The sequence below is a fragment of the Nocardia sp. NBC_00565 genome (assembly GCF_036345915.1).
GTDB lineage: Bacteria > Actinomycetota > Actinomycetes > Mycobacteriales > Mycobacteriaceae > Nocardia.
Map to the genome: position 1 here is coordinate 1900736 of NZ_CP107785.1, position 17058 is coordinate 1917793.

Annotated in this window: 19 protein-coding genes; 13 read left to right on the forward strand and 6 right to left on the reverse strand. The window is 67.1% G+C overall.

Annotated features, from left to right (window positions below):
• Positions 1–104: 104 nt before the first annotated feature.
• Entirely contained in the window at positions 105–1175 is a 1071-nt protein-coding gene (locus tag OG874_RS09215; protein ID WP_330254693.1) for a FecCD family ABC transporter permease, read from the reverse strand.
• 109 nt (positions 1176–1284) lie between these two features.
• On the opposite strand from OG874_RS09215, the gene OG874_RS09220 reads away from it, so the two are divergent.
• From OG874_RS09220 to OG874_RS09250, 7 genes are all read left to right on the forward strand, one after another.
• On the forward strand, positions 1285–1995 hold the full coding sequence (locus OG874_RS09220; RefSeq protein WP_330254694.1) for a hypothetical protein: 711 nt from the start codon (positions 1285–1287) through the stop codon (positions 1993–1995).
• 196 nt (positions 1996–2191) lie between these two features.
• Positions 2192–2638, forward strand: coding sequence for a PaaI family thioesterase (locus OG874_RS09225; protein ID WP_442943319.1), 447 nt, complete (start codon positions 2192–2194; stop codon positions 2636–2638).
• Between the two features lie 75 nt (positions 2639–2713).
• Entirely contained in the window at positions 2714–3016 is a 303-nt protein-coding gene (locus OG874_RS09230) for an urease subunit gamma (RefSeq protein ID WP_330254695.1), read from the forward strand.
• 8 nt (positions 3017–3024) lie between these two features.
• Complete coding sequence (locus OG874_RS09235; RefSeq protein ID WP_330254696.1) at positions 3025–3342, forward strand: urease subunit beta; 318 nt, start codon at positions 3025–3027, stop codon at positions 3340–3342.
• Positions 3339–5060 carry an urease subunit alpha gene (locus tag OG874_RS09240; protein WP_330254697.1) on the forward strand — a complete coding sequence of 574 codons (1722 nt, stop codon included), beginning with the start codon at positions 3339–3341 and terminating at the stop codon, positions 5058–5060. The genes OG874_RS09235 and OG874_RS09240 overlap by 4 nt, the downstream gene beginning before the upstream one ends.
• A gap of 424 nt (positions 5061–5484) precedes the next feature.
• Complete coding sequence (locus OG874_RS09245; protein WP_330257235.1) at positions 5485–6165, forward strand: O-methyltransferase; 681 nt, start codon at positions 5485–5487, stop codon at positions 6163–6165.
• A gap of 191 nt (positions 6166–6356) precedes the next feature.
• Complete coding sequence (locus tag OG874_RS09250; protein WP_330254698.1) at positions 6357–6518, forward strand: hypothetical protein; 162 nt, start codon at positions 6357–6359, stop codon at positions 6516–6518.
• Here the strand turns inward: OG874_RS09250 and OG874_RS09255 are convergent.
• Positions 6509–7489 (reverse strand): zinc-binding dehydrogenase, encoded by a 981-nt coding sequence (locus OG874_RS09255; RefSeq protein WP_330254699.1) that lies wholly within the window; start codon positions 7487–7489, stop codon positions 6509–6511. The genes OG874_RS09250 and OG874_RS09255 overlap by 10 nt on opposite strands.
• A 57-nt stretch (positions 7490–7546) precedes the next feature.
• Complete coding sequence (locus tag OG874_RS09260; protein WP_330254700.1) at positions 7547–8224, reverse strand: TetR/AcrR family transcriptional regulator; 678 nt, start codon at positions 8222–8224, stop codon at positions 7547–7549.
• A gap of 91 nt (positions 8225–8315) precedes the next feature.
• Here OG874_RS09260 and OG874_RS09265 point away from each other — a divergent pair, with 91 nt between their 5' ends.
• From OG874_RS09265 to OG874_RS09275, 3 genes are read left to right on the forward strand one after another with little or no spacing between them, the layout of a single operon-like run.
• Positions 8316–9845, forward strand: coding sequence for an MFS transporter (locus OG874_RS09265; protein ID WP_330254701.1), 1530 nt, complete (start codon positions 8316–8318; stop codon positions 9843–9845).
• A complete protein-coding gene (locus OG874_RS09270) occupies positions 9814–9945 on the forward strand; it encodes a hypothetical protein (protein ID WP_330254702.1) in 132 nt (43 codons plus the stop codon). Before OG874_RS09265 ends, OG874_RS09270 begins: the two co-directional genes overlap by 32 nt.
• A 54-nt stretch (positions 9946–9999) precedes the next feature.
• Entirely contained in the window at positions 10000–10869 is an 870-nt protein-coding gene (locus tag OG874_RS09275) for an SDR family NAD(P)-dependent oxidoreductase (protein WP_330254703.1), read from the forward strand.
• A gap of 33 nt (positions 10870–10902) precedes the next feature.
• Here the strand turns inward: OG874_RS09275 and OG874_RS09280 are convergent, their stop codons facing one another.
• Positions 10903–11994 carry an epoxyqueuosine reductase gene (locus OG874_RS09280; RefSeq protein WP_442943388.1) on the reverse strand — a complete coding sequence of 364 codons (1092 nt, stop codon included), beginning with the start codon at positions 11992–11994 and terminating at the stop codon, positions 10903–10905.
• Positions 11995–12256: 262 nt separating this feature from the next.
• Between OG874_RS09280 and OG874_RS09285 the strand changes: the two genes are divergently transcribed.
• Genes OG874_RS09285 through OG874_RS09295 form a run of 3 tightly spaced genes read left to right on the forward strand, consistent with a single transcriptional unit; the run spans position 12257 to position 14303 of the window.
• Entirely contained in the window at positions 12257–12913 is a 657-nt protein-coding gene (locus OG874_RS09285) for an urease accessory protein UreF (RefSeq protein ID WP_330254705.1), read from the forward strand.
• A 42-nt stretch (positions 12914–12955) separates the two neighbouring features.
• Positions 12956–13672, forward strand: a complete 717-nt coding sequence (ureG, locus tag OG874_RS09290; protein WP_330254706.1) for an urease accessory protein UreG — start codon at positions 12956–12958, stop codon at positions 13670–13672.
• Positions 13662–14303: an urease accessory protein UreD gene (locus tag OG874_RS09295; protein ID WP_330254707.1), complete on the forward strand. Its 642-nt coding sequence runs from the start codon at positions 13662–13664 to the stop codon at positions 14301–14303. The genes ureG and OG874_RS09295 overlap by 11 nt, the downstream gene beginning before the upstream one ends.
• A gap of 245 nt (positions 14304–14548) precedes the next feature.
• Here OG874_RS09295 and OG874_RS09300 read toward each other — a convergent pair whose 3' ends face one another.
• Both OG874_RS09300 and OG874_RS09305 read right to left on the reverse strand, forming a co-directional pair.
• Entirely contained in the window at positions 14549–15277 is a 729-nt protein-coding gene (locus tag OG874_RS09300) for a hypothetical protein (protein WP_330254708.1), read from the reverse strand.
• A 175-nt stretch (positions 15278–15452) separates the two neighbouring features.
• Positions 15453–16889, reverse strand: coding sequence for an NAD(P)/FAD-dependent oxidoreductase (locus OG874_RS09305; RefSeq protein ID WP_330254709.1), 1437 nt, complete (start codon positions 16887–16889; stop codon positions 15453–15455).
• Positions 16890–17058: the final 169 nt, after the last annotated feature.

A 17058-nucleotide genomic window follows, 5' to 3' on the forward strand; every position in this document is an offset into this window, starting at 1 on the left:
CAGCGATACCGGGCCGATGCGGAGCGCAGGTCGGACGCGGTGCAGGGGCGATGCCGCGGTCGGTGTCTCGTGCCCGACGGGCGCGGTATCCGAGCTGTGTTCACTCACAAGCTCACCAGCTTCTTGCGACGAACCAGCACGATGAAGAACGGCGCACCGATCGCGGCGATCACCACGCCGACCTGTAATTCGCCCGGCCGAGCCACAATTCGCCCGACCACATCGGCGACGAGCAGCAGCAATGCACCGAGCAACCCCGAGTACGGGATCAGCCAGCGATAGTCGGGACCGGTGAAAACCCTTGCAATATGCGGCACGACCAGCCCGATGAACGCGATCGGGCCGACCGCCGCCGTGGCCGCACCACACAACAAGACGACCGCGGCCAGCCCGAGCATGCGGCTGCGCCCGATATTCACTCCGAGCCCGCGCGCGACCTCGTCACCGAGGCTGAGCAGATTCAATCCGGGCGATGCCGCGACGGCCAACAGCACCCCGATCGCCAGAAACGGCAGCACCTGCCAGAACACCTCGGCATCGCGGCCGCTCACCGTGCCCACCACCCAGAACCGATACGTGTCCAGCGCCGCATTATCCATCAGCACAATGGTGTTCGTCATCGCCTGCAGGAACAACGTCACCGCGGCACCGGCCAGCACCAAGCTGAGTGGACTGGCCTTGCCGCCGATCGCCGACACCCCGAAGACCACCAGCCCCGCGATGAGTGCCCCCGCGAAGGCGAACCAGATGTACTGCTCGGGCTCGGTCAGCGAAAACAGGTAAATACTCAACGCCGCAAGGAATGCCGCGCCCGCGTTCAGTCCGAGCAGGCCCGCGTCGGCGAGCGGATTGCGGGTGTAGCCCTGCATCAGTGCGCCCGCCATACCCAGTGCGAGCCCGGTGACCAGCGCAAGTGCGGTGCGCGGCAAGCGAAGTTCGCGCACGATCTCCTCCGCCGTCGAACCGGCGGGGCAGCTGAACGGCCCGCCCGCACAGGTGAGGGCGTTGTGCACGGCGTCGTAAACGGTGCCGGGGGACAGTGATCGGGTGCCGATCGCGATGCTGGCCACCGTGGCGAGCAGTAGCAGCACGGCCAGCAGGACGAGTCCGCGTCGACGCCGGCGCGCTGGATTCGTTCGTCGCGCCCCCGGCGCGGTGATGCTTGATGCCGTCACGGCGACGAACTACTCCTGCCTCAATGGTGGTGCACGGGTTGCTAGGTCTGGTAAGCCTAACCTATCTTTCGAATCCGACCCATCACGGAGCCGACCCCGAGGAGGTTCGATGTCCGAGCCAGTGACGACCTGCATGTCTCGCCCTGCCGAGGCCTTCGGGCGAGCATGTGCACGGCTGCGCACGCTGCAACCCGAACATCCGCGGGTGTACGCGGTGGCCGCGATGTTCGACCAGGGCAAACGCCGATGGTGGCGGCTCGCCGACGGATTGCGGGAGGGCCGCATCGAGCTGATGTATCGGCGCCACGCGGCGGAGATGATCAGCGCCGACACCGCCGCCGAAGTGGTGGCGACCGCGCTCATCCACGCGGTGATCGGCCGGGTGGTCGCCTTGCTGGTGGCCGAGGGGCGGGCGTGGGATCCAGGGCTCGAGAATCTGTGGATCCATGCCGACAACGACGGTGGTATCGACTGGGCCGGCCTGTCCGACACCACGATTCGGGTGCTCGACGGCGATCGGCTGGCCGGGGATCCCGGCGTGGTGACATTGCCGTGCGAGCAGGCCATGTATGTCTGGCTCGCGCATCGCTGCGAGCCGTCGCTGCGGCTGATCCAGCGCACGTTGGCGGGGTGTGCCGGTCTCGGCGAGCGTCGATTCTGGTTGCTGGTCGGTGAATCCATCGCCGGCGCGGCCACTTACGTGCCGGATCTGGCGCGGACCGATTCGATTGTCGGCGCTCGCCGTGGCGAAGGCCTGCGCACGGCCCTGGAAGAGCGCGGCTTGCCGGTGCGGCGCGCAGTGGGTTGCTTAGTTAGGTAAGCCTGACCTATACTGAATTCGGCGTTGGGATCGGCAGAGTGTTCCGGAGGGCTGCCGCGAACCCCCGATCCACTGCCGCGGCGGGCTCCACGTGCGTGTGGAGCCCGCCGCTCTGTACTAGGCGCACGATGTCGCCCGCTCCGGAGATCGGGGAGGGCCGGAAAGGCGCGGTCGGCGACTGTGTCAAGGTGAATGCATGACGCAACAGGAAACCGCGGACGTCCGCTCGCTGGCAGACCTCACGCCGGAGCAGATGACCAAGCTCAGCGAGGGCAGCTTCAGTGACCTGATCGGCCTGAAGTTCACCGAGCTGAGTCCGGACCGGGTGCGTGGCGAGTGGACCGTCCGGCCGCAGCTGTATCAGCCCGCCGGCATCCAGAACGGCGGCGTGTACTGCACCGTCATCGAAACGCTCGCCAGCGTCGGTGGCGGCGTCTGGTACGGCGAGCGCGGGACCGTCGTCGGGGTGAACAACAACACCGACTTCCTGCGCGCGGTCCGCGAGGGCACGCTGTACGGCGAGGCGACTCCGGTGCATCGGGGTCGGCTGCAGCAGTTGTGGGTCGTGGTCATCACCGATGACAGCGGCCGCACAGTGGCCAGGGGGCAGGTCCGGCTGCAGAACCTGCCCCAGCAGGACTGACCGCTCGTTCGGCACCGCCGGAACGGGCGTGCCAGAATGACCGTCACCCTGATCCGCCACCGCTGAGGAGCCCGGATGCGACTGTCGCCGCATGAGCAAGAACGGCTGCTGCTGAGCTACGCGGCCGAGCTGGCCCGGCGCAGGCAGGCGCGCGGGCTCAAACTGAACCATCCGGAGGCGGTCGCGCTGATCACCGATCACGTGCTCGAAGGCGCTCGGGATGGTCGCACCGTCGCGGAGCTGATGTCGTCGGGGCGAACGGTTCTCACGCGGGCCGACGTGCTGGCGGGCGTGCCGGAGATGATCCACGATGTCCAGGTCGAGGCCACCTTTCCGGACGGCACCAAGCTTGTCACCGTCCACCATCCGATCGGTTAGGTCTGGCGATGATTCCGGGTGAATACTTCTGTGCCGAAGGCACTATCGAGTTGAACGCGGGCGCCGGCCGCATCGAGCTCGATGTCGTGAACACCGGCGATCGGCCGGTTCAGGTCGGCAGCCATGTGCACTTCCCACAGGCCAATGCCGCATTGCGGTTCGATCGGGCGGCCGCACACGGGCGTCGGCTCGATATCCCCGCCGGCACCGCGGTGCGCTTCGAACCAGGTCTCGGCCAGCGGGTTTCGCTGGTTTCGCTCGGTGGCACGCGCGAGGTGTTCGGCATCAGCCTGACTCCTCCGGGACGCTTGGATGGTGCGACATGAGTGAATTGAGCCGCGCCCGTTACGCCGAACTCTTCGGCCCGACCACCGGCGATCGAATTCGCCTGGCGGACACCGATCTGTTGATCGAGATCACCGAGGACCGCAGCGGCGGACCGGGACTCGCGGGTGATGAGGCCGTCTTCGGCGGCGGCAAGGTGCTGCGCGAATCCATGGGCCAAGCCCGCGCGACCCGTGCCGAGGGCACCCCCGACACCGTGATCACCGGTGCGGTCATCATCGACCACTGGGGAATCATCAAGGCCGACATCGGTATTCGTGACGGCCGCATCTGCGCGATCGGTAAGGCGGGCAACCCGGACACCATGAACGGGGTGCATCCGGATCTGGTGGTCGGGCCGAATACCGAGATCATCGCGGGCAACGGTCGGATCCTCACCGCGGGCGCTATCGACTGTCACGTGCACTTCATCTGCCCGCAGTTGATGGACGAGGCGCTCGGCGGCGGCATCACCACCCTGATCGGCGGCGGCACTGGTCCCGCCGAGGGTTCCAAGGCGACCACCGTGACGCCCGGATCCTGGCACCTGGCACGGATGTTGGAAGCCACCGACGGCTGGCCGATGAATATCGTATTGCTCGGCAAGGGCAATACGGTCAGCGCCGAATCCATGTGGGAGCAATTGCGCGGCGGCGCGGCCGGTTTCAAGCTGCACGAGGACTGGGGGTCGACCCCCGCCGCGATCGATGCCTGCCTCACCGTCGCGGAAGTGGCGGGCGTGCAGGTGGCGCTGCATTCGGACACGTTGAACGAGGCCGGATTCGTCGAGGACACCCTGGGCGCCATCGCGGGACGCGGCATCCACGCGTATCACACCGAGGGGGCGGGTGGCGGGCACGCGCCCGACATCATCACTGTCGCCGCACATCTGAACGTGCTGCCCAGCTCGACCAACCCGACCCGGCCGCACACGATCAACACCCTGGACGAGCACCTGGACATGCTCATGGTGTGTCATCACCTCAGCGCGTCCATCCCGGAGGATCTCGCGTTCGCGGAGAGCCGGATTCGGCCGTCCACCATCGCCGCCGAGGACCTGCTGCACGATCTGGGCGCGATCTCCATGATCGGCAGCGATTCCCAGGCTATGGGCCGCATCGGCGAGGTCGTCATGCGAACCTGGCAGACCGCGCACGTGATGAAGCGGCGTCGTGGCGCGCTGCCCGGTGACGGTGCCGCCGACAACGCCAGGGTGCGGCGCTATATCGCGAAGTACACGATCTGCCCGGCGATCGCGCACGGCCTCGACCACGAAATCGGTTCGGTAGAAGTAGGCAAGCTCGCCGATCTGGTGCTGTGGGACCCCGCGTTCTTCGGTGTCCGTCCGCACGCAGTCCTCAAGGGCGGTGCGATCGCCTGGGCCGCCATGGGTGACGCCAACGCCTCCATTCCGACGCCGCAGCCGGTGCTTCCGCGCCCCATGTTCGGTGCCGCGCCGCTGGTCGCCGCGGCAACTTCGGTGCATTTCGTTTCCGAACAGGCCGTCGAGGACGGTCTCGCCGAACGCTTGGGCCTGCGCCGAAAACTGGTCCCCGTCAAGAACGTTCGCCGTGTCACCAAGGCGGATATGCCCAACAACGACGCCATGCCGCGCATCGAAGTCGACCCGGACACTTTTACTGTCCGCATCGACGGTGAGGTCTGGACCGAACAACCCGCGACCGAGTTGCCCATGGCCCAGCGGTATTTCCTGTTCTGATCGTCGGCGAGGGGCGGGCTGGTTGCCGGGCGACGGCTCGACATCATAAGGTCGGTCCCCGCGTTGGGGGCGCAACATTCGTGACCCCGGAACACGGCACCACCGTAGGTGCCACGATGCGAAGGGGACGAAGTTGCTGAGCGGTGACCCAGGTCAGGCGGCGGACGAACTCGCCAACTGGGCCGAGAACTTGGAGCGTAAGGCTCAGCAGTACCAGAGCCTGCACGGCCGCATGGCCACCGTGACGGTGACCGAAACGTCGAGCGACAACCGGATCTCCGTCACCGTCGACGCCAACGGGGTACCCACCGATATCAGACTGTCCGCCGCGGCGCGTGGCATGAACCCGAAAGGTTTCTGGGAACACGGGTGTCGGCCGTTCAGTTTCGGCGGTATCCGCGCACCCGGTGGCAGACTTCATGGCATGACGACGTTCGAGTGGGCCGACGTGGACAGCTACATCGTGGACTCTCTGGTGGGAGGGGAGGATTCGACCGCGACGGCATTGGCCGCGAATGCGGCGGCCGGACTGCCCGCCATCGACGTATCGCCGGCGCAGGGGAAATTTCTGCATTTGATCGCGCGGTCGATCGGGGCCCGGCGGGTGCTCGAGATCGGCACGCTCGGCGGCTACAGCACGATCTGGTTGGCGCGGGCGGTGGGGAAGGATGGCCAGGTCATCACCCTGGAATTCGAGCCGCGGCACGCACGGGTGGCGCGGGAGAACCTGGATCGGGCCGAGGTCGGGGATCGGGTCGAGATCCGAGTGGGCGCGGCGCTGGACAATCTGCCGGTGCTGGCGGAGGAGGATCCGGAGCCGTTCGATCTGGTCTTCATCGACGCCGACAAGGTCAACAATTCGAACTACGTGCTCTGGGCATTGCGCCTGACCCGGCCCGGCTCGGTGATCATCGTCGACAATGTCGTGCGCGATGGCGCTGTCGCCGATGAGCATTCGGACGATCCGGCGGTCCAGGCCAGCCGCGATCTGGTCGACCTGCTCGCCGCCGAACCCAGCCTCGACGCCACCGTCGTGCAAACCGTCGGCAGCAAGGGCTGGGACGGTTTCGCCTACGCCGTCGTCAATGGTGAGGCCCTCGACTGAACGCGGCGGCTCGGATCTCCGGTGCTCGGTTTCGCCGGTGATCCGGGCGTGTGGGCGGGGGATGGCCGTGATTGGATGGAACCGAACAGCGGCGGGGTGCGTCATAGACACGCCCCAACGTCGTTCACGTCGCCGTCTACGCGGGCCCGGCCTGGGACAATCGGCCCGCACCCTCGCGCGGCTTCCACGTCATGGACTACCCGGACGGCCGCTATCTCGTCCGCAGCGGCGGCACCGTCACCGCCGTCCCCGCGGACACCGCGATCATCAAAGACAACCTCGACCGCGCCGTGCGCGCCACGGTCGAAGGCTTCCGCGAGCAGAACGATCCGGGCCACCACGCCTACGCTTGAAGCACCACCTTGCCGACAGTGCCGCGCGTCTCCAACGCACGGTGCGCGCCCGCCGCGTCGTCGAGCGGGAAACGCTGGATCGCGGGCCGCAGTCGACCGGCTGCGGCCTCGGCCATGGCCTTGTCCTCCAGTGCGCGGAAATCGCCGCCTACGCGCTGGATGAGGCGCGGTCCGACGACCAGTTCGGAGGTGATGCCGCGCGCGGCCGATTCCTGCTCCGACAGCGAGATCGGCGTACCTCCGCTCGCGCCGTAGATGAGGTGCTGTCCACCCTTGCCGAGCAGATCGATGGCGGCGCGGCTTATTTCGCCGCCGACACCATCGAAGAGCACGGTGGCGCTGCGCTCGCCGAGTCGCGCGCGGACCTGGTCGGCCCAGTCGGGCATTAGATAATTGATCGCGATATCCGCGCCATTGCGTTGCACCGATTCGACTTTGGCGGGCCCACCGGCCAGCCCGACCACCATCGCGCCGACGTTTTTCGCGTACTGGACCAGCAGTGTTCCGATGCCGCCCGCCGCGGCCGTCACCACGGCGACGCTGTCGGGGCCGAGCTCGGTGAACAGCAGGATGCCCATGGTGGTTCGACCGGTGCCGATGATCGCGACCGCGTCGGCCGGGTCGAGATCGGCCGGAATCTCGTGCAGCCGAGTGGTTTCCGTGGCGGCGAGCTCGGCGTAGCCGCCGGGAACCGAGCCGAGATGCGCGACGACCCGCTTGCCGAGCCAGGAGGCATCCACCTCCGGTCCGATCTGGTTCACGGTCCCGGCCACCTCGCGCCCCGGAATCGTCGGCAATTCCGGCAGCGGATACGGGCCGGGCGCACCGCGGCGCAAGGCGGTGTCGATGACGTGCACGCCCGCCACCGCGACCCGGATCAGCACCTGCCCCGGCTCCGGCACAGGATCGGGAACTGTTTCGTAGCGCAGATTTTCGGCCGGTCCGAAGGAATGAAGGCGGATGGCGTGCACGGTGACTCCTGTTCGTCGCTGATCGAACCCACCGTGCAACCTCGAGGGCGGTTCAGGTCAAGGGGCGCTGGTCTTGGCGCAGCGCGCCTCGAATCCGTCGCAGAGCGTGGACAATCCGAGATACAGCAGGTCCTCCGAGGTCAGATCGCTGACACCACTGCCGTCGAGATCGGCGAGTGCGGGCGGAATCGGCAACTGTGATTTTCCCTCCAGCAGCGCTCGCAGTCCGTTGGAGCCCTCCGGATTGATGCCCTTGCGGGCGACCAGTGCGGCGCTGATCTGCGGCAGGGTGGCCCCGGAGATGTAGTTCCACACCGAGAAGGCCATGGTGGCCGCCTCGCGGGTGGAGACATTCAGTTCGCGCAGCCCCTCGACCAGCCAGGCGAAGCAGGCCAGGCCCTGCGGGCCGAAGCTGTAGCGGGGCATCGCGAAGGTGAGCAGCACCCACGGATGCTGCTGGTAGAGCGCCCAGTCGATCTCGGCGGCGATGCGTACCCGGTCGCGCCAGGTCCAGTTCTGCCCCTCCGGTGATGGATACGGGTTACGGGCCGAGATCTCGTCGGTCATCAGCGCGAGTAGTTCGTCCTTGTTCGCGACGTGCCGGTAGAGCGACATGGCACCGACGCCCATCCGCTCGGCGATATGCCGCATGGACAACCCGTCGAGTCCCGCCTCGTCGGCGAGGATGATCGCGGTGTCGACAATGGCGGCTCGAGTGAGCTTCGGCTCAGTCATCCTATGACTCGCTTTCCGTTTTACGGCCGGATGCGTACACTGTACCCGGAGTCATGCGTACGCCGTACGCGACATGGGAGAGGAATTCGAGATGACTGAGGTGGAGGCCGCACGGGCGGTGTCGGTGACGCCGACGGGTTCGCGGCGTGCACGGCTCGGCCTCGCGGTGCTACTGCTGCCCGTGCTGCTGGTGTCGATGGACATCTCGGTGCTGTTCCTGGCCATGCCGACCCTCACCCTCGATCTCGACCCATCGGCCGCGCAGCAGCTGTGGATTCTCGATATCTATGGCTTCCTGATCGCGGGCCTACTCATCACCATGGGCAATCTCGGCGACCGGATCGGACGGCGAAATATCCTGCTCGCCGGTGCGTCGGTCTTCGGCATCGCCTCGATCATCGCGGCCTTCGCGCCGAGCGCCGCGGTGCTGATCATCGCGCGTGCGCTGATGGGTGTGGGCGGTGCGACCCTGCTGCCGTCGAGTCTCGCGCTGATCTCCAGCCTGTTTCCGAACGTCCGCGAACGCGCCGCCGCCATCGGTGTGTGGACCGCGTTCTTCGCGGGCGGATCCGCGGTCGGCCCGATCCTCGGCGGCGTACTGCTACACCACTTCTGGTGGGGCTCGGTATTTCTCATCAATATTCCGGTGCTGCTGGTCCTGCTCGCCTTCGGGCCGTTCGTGCTGCCCGAACATCGCTCCGGAGTGGTTGGTCCACTGGATATTCCGAGTGTGCTGCTCTCGATCGGCGGCATTCTGCCGGTTGTCTACGCGGTGAAACAGATTGCGGCCGAAGGGGTCGACGTCGAGCCGATCGTCATCGGGCTCATCGGCGTGTTGCTGCTCGCCGTCTTCGTTCGTCGGCAGCGGCACCTTGACGAACCGCTGCTGGATCTGCGGCTGTTCCGGCGGGTGCAGTTCTCGGTGGCGATCGGCTCGAGCCTGGTCGGCATGATGTCGCTGGCGGCGATGAGCTATCTCACCAGCATCTATCTGCAATCGGTGACCGGACGTGAGCCGCTGGCGGCGGCGCTGCTGGGGATTCCGATGGCGATCGCGGTGTTCGTATGCCCGATGGGCGGTGCGCGGGTCGGCCACACGCTCGGCGTGCGCTCCACCTTCGTGCTGGCGCTGCTGGCCTCCGCGATCGGCAATGTGATGCTGATCGGTGTCGGGGTGGACGGCGGAATCGCCTGGTACCTCATCGGATCCACCATCGCCGGAATCGGTTACGGCCTGGCCTTCACCCTGGTTTCGGAGGTGTCGGTCTCCTCGGTGCCGCCGGAGCGGGCCGGTTCCGCGGTCGGGATCTCCGAGACCAGTTTCGAATTGGGTAATGCGCTCGGCCTGGCGCTGTTGGGTTCGGTTGCGGCGCTGGTCTTCCGGTCCGGCGGTGACTATTCGGCCACGCTCGGTGAGACCATCGAGCATGCGGACGGGAACGCGGGGTTCGTTCACTCCGCGCGCGAATCCTTCGTCTCCGGAATGCATGTGGCGACCTCGGTCGGCGCGGTGCTGTTGGTGGTGATGGCGGCTGTCGCGGCATTCGCGCCGCGGTCGAATCCGCTACGGACCGATGCCGATCGACGCGGTGACGGCGCGCCTACCGGGGATCAGCGGTAGTGACTTTCTCGTACGGCGTGGCGATGACGGGCTGCGGATCGCGGCGTATTTGACCCGGCAGGATCTGCCGGAGCTGCTGCGCGGTGCGCTCGACACCTGATCATGGGCGCGATACCGGAGGTGTGCGCGCCGGTTGGCGCATACAGTCGAAACCGTGAACGACACGCCGTCCTCGGGCAATGGGCGGCCGCTCGCCGAGCGGGTGGCGAGTTGGCTGCTGTATCCGACCTCCCGGCCACGCGAGAAATCCCTGCGCGCGGTGGTCTCGGGCCGGATCGTGCTGGTGACCGGCGCGTCGCACGGCATCGGTAAGGCCAGCGCACGCAAACTGGCCGCGGCTGGTGCGGTGGTGCTACTGGTGGCGCGTTCCGTCGATGCCCTCGAGCAGGTGGCGGCCGAGATCACCGCCGAGGGCGGCACGGCCCACGTGTATCCGACGGATATGACCGATATGGACGCGGTCGACAAGCTCGGCCGCGACCTATTGGCCGAATATGGCCATATCGATGTGCTGATCAATAACGCGGGCAAGTCGATTCGCCGCTCGATCGGCGAATCCTATGACCGCTTCCACGATTTCACGCGCACCATCGACGTCAACTACCTCGGTCCGGTGCGTCTACTACTGACCCTGCTGCCGAGCATGCGCGAACGCAAACACGGTCATATCGTCAATATCTCCACCTGGGGCGTACTCATGCCACCCGCCCCGCGCTGGGCCGCCTACGGCGCTTCGAAATCCGCCTTCGACGTCTGGTTGCGCAGCGCCGCAGCCGAATTCGCCGCCGACAAGGTCACCGCCACCTCCATCTACATGCCGCTGGTACACACCAGAATGAGCGCGCCGACCGATTTCAGTCGCGTCCCCGGCCTCACCGTCGACGAGGCCTCGGATCTGGTGTGTCACGCGGTGGTCGCCAAACCGCGGGAGATCGCGCCCTGGTGGTCGCCCGGCATTCAAGCCTGGTCCGACCTGACCCGCGGCCGGGCCCAACGTTTCATGGAGCGCTCGTTCCGCCGCTGATCGCCGTACGGATCGACGACACCTGCGTTGTCGTCAGTCCGGTGTCCTGCGGGGCCGCGGGCCGATCTGGTCGAGCAGGACGTTGACCTCGTCCGGGAAGCCGTTGGTCACGGCCTTCGGGGTCTTGTTCGGAAAGCGGCGTGTGACATGTTCCTCGGCGGCCGATCCGGGCAGGACGTAGACAGGTTCGGGCTTGTTCTGCAAAGGGCGGACCACATCGTCGAGGTGGCTCTTGCGGTCGTCGAGGTAGGCGCCGATCACATCCTCGCCGGCCGGGCAGACGGCCATGCAGTAGCCGGCCTTGTAGTTGGGTTTGAAGGACAGGCTCTGCCACATCGAGAACGATTCGCCGGTGGTCACCCGCTCGCGGTATTCGGCGGCGGTGTCGCTGTCGGCGACGGTCTCGGCCCAATCGGTGAAGCCGCCCATGAACTCTCGGTAGTTGTGGGTGTAGCAGGCCTGGAAGTCGAAACCGCCGTCGTTGGTGATCGCGCCGACCGGGCAGGCGGAGACGCAGAGCTTGCATTCCAGGCACGGGTTGAAATCCAGTGCCGCACTCGGCTCGTCGACGACAGCGTCGGTCACCACGGTGCCGAGCAGGATGAAGTTGCCGAACTTCGGGTGAATGACGTTGCGGTGTATGCCCATAACGCCCAATCCGGCCGCCTCGGCCACCACCTTGTGCGCGATCACCCAGATACGGCCCGGAAATTTGTCGACTTCCATCGGATAGCCGGGCGCGGGGTAGACGGCTCGGTACCCGGCATCCTGCAGTGCCCTGGTAATGCGGCGCGACACTTCATTGGTGTCGTCGTCGGCGTGGTTGAACTCGGTATTGGCGAGGCTGCGCATGGTGCTGCGCAGATTATCGCGGTTCATCCGCACGCAGAACGCCACGAATGTGCGTGCGGAGGGCAGGATTTCGCGCGCGTGCTCGAGTTCGACGGCCACCCTCGGGTCGTCGACCGGAACGAACCCCACATCGTCCGCCCCGGCCGCGAGACACAGCTCGCGCAGCCGCGTGGCACTCAACACCGGATCCGGCGTCGTGCGCGCCCGCTCGGCCATCCGCTTGACGGTCGGATGCTCCGCCAGCCGCCGCTGCCCCGTTGGTTCCTGCTGCATTGCCGACATCGGCCCTCCTCGTCCCGACGAGACCGAAACGGCCTCAACAAGTTAGACCCCGCAGAGCCCCAGAACTCATCGCACATCGGCGTGTCGCTTTTGCTCGGATCGCCACTTCCCATGACCGGTACGGCGCACGGCTTCACCTTGGCCGGCGACCACTGTGCACCGAGCAGACATCCCGACTCCGTGTCGGTCCGAAGATCATGTGTGGCCCGGCCGGGGTGAGGGAGCCCGGCCGTGTCACGCATAGGATCGGGTGATGCACGGATCGGGCGTAGGAACGAATGGGCTGGCGACGTTGTTCGCCCTGGCCGATTCGCGGCTGCCGATCGGTGGGCATGTGCATTCCGGGGGTGTGGAGGAGGCGGTGGCGTCCGGGGTGGTGCGGGATGTCGCGACGGTGGAGTTGTATCTGCGGCGGCGGATCCGCACATCGGGTCTGGTCGCGGCGTCGTTGGCGGCGGCGGTGTGTGCGGGGAAGCTGGATCCGGCGCGGGCGGAGGTCGAGGCGGATGCGCGAACGCCCGCACCGGCGGCGCGGGCGGCTTCTCGGGCGCAGGGGCGTGGGTTGCTACGGTTGGCGAAACAGGTTTGGCCAGGGGCGGATTGGACGGTGCTCGGTGCGCGGCCGCATCTGTCGTCGGCGTTCGGAGTCGTGGGGCAGGTCTGCGGGGCGGCTCCGGCGGAGACCGCGTCGGTCGTCGTTTATACGACCATGACCGGCGCGGCGACAGCGGCGCAGCGGCTGCTCGCGTTGGATCCAGCGGCGGTCGCCGCCTGCACGATCAGGCTCGGCGAACTCTGCGATCGCACCGCCGCCGACGCCGCTACCGGACTCGCCGCGCTCTCGGATCCGCTGCAGGATGTGCTCGCACAGCGACACCTCGTGCGCGAGATGCCCCTGTTCGCGTCCTAGCAGCCGGATCCGCAAGGATGGAGGCGGAAAGGAGCACACGATATGCCACCCCACCTGATCGACGGCGAGCCGCACGATCACTCCCACGACCGCCCCAAGCGTGATCGCACACCCGGCGAGGCGCTGCGCATCGGTATCGGCGGACCGGTCGGTTCGGGCAAGACCGCGTTGGTGGCCGCACTGTGCAGGCAGCTGCGTGACGAACTGTCGCTCGCGGTGCTGACCAACGACATCTACACCACCGAGGACGCCGACTTCCTGCGTCGGCATGCGGTGCTGCCGGATGAGCGGATCACCGCCGTGCAGACCGGTGGCTGTCCGCATACCGCCATCCGCGACGACATCACCGCGAACCTCGACGCCATCGACGACTTGATCGCGGCCAACCCGCCACTGGACCTGATCCTGGTGGAATCCGGCGGCGACAACCTCACCGCCACCTTCTCCTCCGGCCTGATCGATGTGCAGATATTCGTCGTCGATGTGGCGGGCGGCGACAAGGTGCCGCGCAAGGGCGGACCAGGCGTGACCTTCTCGGATCTGCTGGTGATCAACAAGACCGACCTCGCCCCGCTGGTCGGCGCCGACCTCGGCGTGATGGAGCGTGACGCGGCGAAGGTGCGCGAGGGCCGCCGGACCGCGCTGATCTCGCTCACCGAGGACCCGGCCGCCACGCCGGTGCTCGCCTGGGTGCGCGAGCAGTTGCACGCCATCGCCGAGCAGGACAATTCCGGCACCGAATCCGCTGTTGCGCACTGAGGTTCGCATCGTCGCGGCCGTCGGCACGCTGCCCGAGATCCACGCGCGCGGCGGGCTGGCAGCCCGGCGCACCGGACCGGACACGGTCCACCTGATCGGCGCCGCCGCCACCCCGCTCGGCGGTGACGAACTCGATATCGAGATCGTGGTCGGCCCGGGCGCCCGTCTCGTCGTGCGTTCGGTCGCCGCGACCATCGCGCTACCCAGTGTCGCGACACCGCTGTCGTCGGCGCATTGGCGTTTCGATGTCGCCGGAGATCTGGATTTCGATCCGGAGCCGACGATCGTGGCCGGCGGCGCGCACCATCACGCCGTCACCGAAGTGCGGTTGACGCCCGAGGCCCGGCTACGGTTGCGCGAACGTGTGCAGATCGGGCGCTCCGGCGAGGACGGCGGCGGCTGGCGCGGCGACCTGATCGCCGACGTCGGCGACCTGCCGTTGCTGCGGCACCGTCTGGAACTCGGTGCGGACGGCGCGACCGACGACAACCTTTCCGCGCCAAGGGCATTGGACAGCGAACTGGTTTATCCCGACGACCGACCCGCCGAAACGACCGGCCTGGCCGCGTCACGCCTCCCGCTGGCCATCGGCGGAACCCTATCCACGAGAACGGCACTCGTTCTCGGCTGACACCGGCTATGCCCGCACACTGGACTTCGGTTCGTTCGGGGCGAGCACCGTCACCAGTCGGACACGGGCTTACGGCAGCGACCTGTACTCGCGGCACCAGGGGATTCACCTGGCCGAAGTGTGTCGTCCATCACAGCTGGGTGATTGCTCGGCCCCCGACGGGTGTAGCCGTGTCCTCGGCGGGGGAATGAAAAGAGGTGGGAACCCGACAGCGTCGTCAGGTTCTCACCCTGTCCGGCGCCGAGTCAGTCGCCGACGACCCGCGCGGGGGCGTTGAACGCGTTGACCGCGCCGACGGCGGCCCCGGCCGCCGCCCCGATGGCAGCCGCGGGGACCGTGATGACGGCCGCGCCGAAGGTGGCGCCGAGCACGGGGCCCGCGACGACGCCGACCGGCAGGAACGGGAGTCCGAAGACCAATCCCAGCGCACCGCCGACCAGTGCGGAGGTCGCCGAGACCGGAACCGACGCGGCCGCGGCCGTCGCCGCACCCACAGCGGCGGTGCCGACGGTTTGCCCGGCGATCCGGTCGGAGCGGCTGCGCTCCATCCCGATCGAATCGAGGAACGTCGCCAGGTTGGCCTCCGCCATGGCGGCGTTGTCATTGATCTGGATCGCCTGCTCCTGGTTGATCCAATCCGGTGCGTCAACCACGGTGTCGCCGAACCGGAACTTGCCCGGCGGCGGTGCGATCGGCGGTACCAGAGCCATCGGAACCGGCGGATGCAGCACGCCGACCGGTGCGAGGTACCTCTTATCCGGTGCGGGCCGCGACCACTGCAACGAACTCTTGGTGTTGTCCGGGATGCGCAGGCCCTCGTACGGCATCGCGTTCGGCGCTTGGGCCGCGGGCCACTGCGCCGTCTGCTCGGGCTGTGTCATCGTATTCGACTGCGCGGGCTCGGCATTCGCGGTGCCGGTCCCCACCAACGCCAGAACGAGCGGTACCGCACCCGCCGCGACCATCGTCCCCATCTTCTGTCGCTGCGGGTTAGGAGCTCTGTGCTTGCCTGTCCCCATACATCGCCTTTCATCCGGAGAAATGTCATCCCACATTCGGACCCGAGGCGGTCACGGATGGGTGGAAGAAGGATTGGTGCGATGCCGTTTCGGTGCGGCTGAGCGGAATGTGGACGCGCCCAGGTTTCGGTCAGCCCACTTTGCGGTCGGCCGCTTTCTCGGTGAGCGCGGACTTACCGTTCTCCGCGGGTGGCGCGCCGAGCGCGGCGGCGAGTTCGGCGGCTTCGTCCTGATCCTCATTGACTTGTTCGAGCGCCAGCCGCGCGAACACCCACTGCTCGGTCGCGGCCATCTGCCCACGACTGCGGCCGAGGAAGGTGACGAACCACTGGATCACGGTGACGATCCGGCTGCGGTAGCCGACCAAGTAGTACAGGTGCAGCGCCAGCCAGGCCAACCATGCGATGAACCCGCCGAATTCCAGCTTGCCGACCTGGCAGACGGCGCTGAACCGGGACACCGTGGCCATGGAGCCCTTGTTGAAGTACTTGAACGGTTTACGTTCTTCTGGCTTCTGGCCTTTCAGTCCCGCCTTGATCTGCTTGGCGGCGTAGGTCGCGCCCTGGATCGCGCCCTGTGCCTGTCCCGGCACCCCCGGCACCGACATCAGGTCACCGACCACGAAGACATTCGGATAACCCTTGATGGTCAGGTCGGGTTCCACGATGACGCGCCCGGCGCGGTCGGTTTCGGTGCCCTCGGAGCGCTCGGCCAGCATCTTGCCCAGCGGACTGGCCTGCACACCGGCCGACCACACCTTGCACGAGGATTCGATGCGGCGAATGGTGCCGTCGGCGTCTTTCACCGTGACGCCCTGCGCGTCGACATCGGTGACCATGGCATTGAGCTGGATCTCGACGCCCATCTTCTCCAGGCGGCGCTGGGCCTTGCCGCCGAGCTTGGGACCCATCGGGCCGAGCACCGCGCCCGCGCCCTCGAGGAGAACCACGCGTGCGTCGCGCGGATCGATATTGCGGAACGTGCCTTCGAGTGTGCGGTCGGCGAGCTCGGCGATCTGTCCGGCCAATTCGACACCGGTCGGTCCGGCGCCCACGACCACGAAGGTGAGCAGCCGGTCCCGCATTTCCTGTGTGGTAGCCAGTTCGGCTGCTTCGAACGCGCCCAGGATGCGCCCGCGTAGCTCCAGCGCGTCATCGATGGTCTTCATACCGGGGGCGTAGGTGGCGAATTTGTCGTTCCCGAAATAGGACTGCTGTGCGCCGGTGGCCACGATCAGGCTGTCGAACGGGGTCACCGTGGGCTGGTTCAGCACCTGGGAGGTGACGGTCTTGTTCTGCAGATCGATATCGATGACATCGCCCAACAGCACCTGGGCGTTCTTCTGCTTGCGCAGCACCAGGCGGGTGGCCGGCGCGATCTCGCCGACCGACAGAATGCCGGTGGCCACCTGGTACAGCAGCGGCTGGAAGAGGTGCGTGGAGGTCTTCGAGAGCAGGGTGACCTCGACGTCCGCGTTCCGCAGATGTTTGGTGCCGAACAAGCCGCCGAAGCCCGAGCCGATCACCACCACACGGTGGCGTTCGGTCTCGACAGACTGAGTGCTCATCGTCGGTGCTCCTCAAACCTGGGGTGCGGCCCCTCGAACGTTGCTGACCCGACTTACGGTAGTCGGCGCTGTCCTGGCCGTCACGGCGAGATCCCGTGCTGATCCTTGCCTAGCGACCGGCAAGCAGTCGCTACGGCGATGCTCCACTTGCTGCCGAACCGCCGAGGCG

Coding starts and splice junctions, on each gene's coding strand:
- OG874_RS09250 (WP_330254698.1), top strand. CDS start 6,357: ATGGACTACCCGGACGGCCGCTATCTCGTCCGCAGCGGCGGCACCGTC.
- OG874_RS09240 (WP_330254697.1), top strand. CDS start 3,339: ATGAGTGAATTGAGCCGCGCCCGTTACGCCGAACTCTTCGGCCCGACC.
- OG874_RS09285 (WP_330254705.1), top strand. CDS start 12,257: ATGCACGGATCGGGCGTAGGAACGAATGGGCTGGCGACGTTGTTCGCC.
- OG874_RS09245 (WP_330257235.1), top strand. CDS start 5,485: ATGACGACGTTCGAGTGGGCCGACGTGGACAGCTACATCGTGGACTCT.
- ureG (WP_330254706.1), top strand. CDS start 12,956: ATGCCACCCCACCTGATCGACGGCGAGCCGCACGATCACTCCCACGAC.
- OG874_RS09260 (WP_330254700.1), bottom strand. CDS start 8,224: ATGACTGAGCCGAAGCTCACTCGAGCCGCCATTGTCGACACCGCGATC.
- OG874_RS09305 (WP_330254709.1), bottom strand. CDS start 16,889: ATGAGCACTCAGTCTGTCGAGACCGAACGCCACCGTGTGGTGGTGATC.
- OG874_RS09225 (WP_442943319.1), top strand. CDS start 2,192: ATGACGCAACAGGAAACCGCGGACGTCCGCTCGCTGGCAGACCTCACG.
- OG874_RS09220 (WP_330254694.1), top strand. CDS start 1,285: ATGTCCGAGCCAGTGACGACCTGCATGTCTCGCCCTGCCGAGGCCTTC.
- OG874_RS09280 (WP_442943388.1), bottom strand. CDS start 11,994: ATGCAGCAGGAACCAACGGGGCAGCGGCGGCTGGCGGAGCATCCGACC.
- OG874_RS09300 (WP_330254708.1), bottom strand. CDS start 15,277: ATGGGGACGATGGTCGCGGCGGGTGCGGTACCGCTCGTTCTGGCGTTG.
- OG874_RS09265 (WP_330254701.1), top strand. CDS start 8,316: ATGACTGAGGTGGAGGCCGCACGGGCGGTGTCGGTGACGCCGACGGGT.
- OG874_RS09230 (WP_330254695.1), top strand. CDS start 2,714: ATGCGACTGTCGCCGCATGAGCAAGAACGGCTGCTGCTGAGCTACGCG.
- OG874_RS09235 (WP_330254696.1), top strand. CDS start 3,025: ATGATTCCGGGTGAATACTTCTGTGCCGAAGGCACTATCGAGTTGAAC.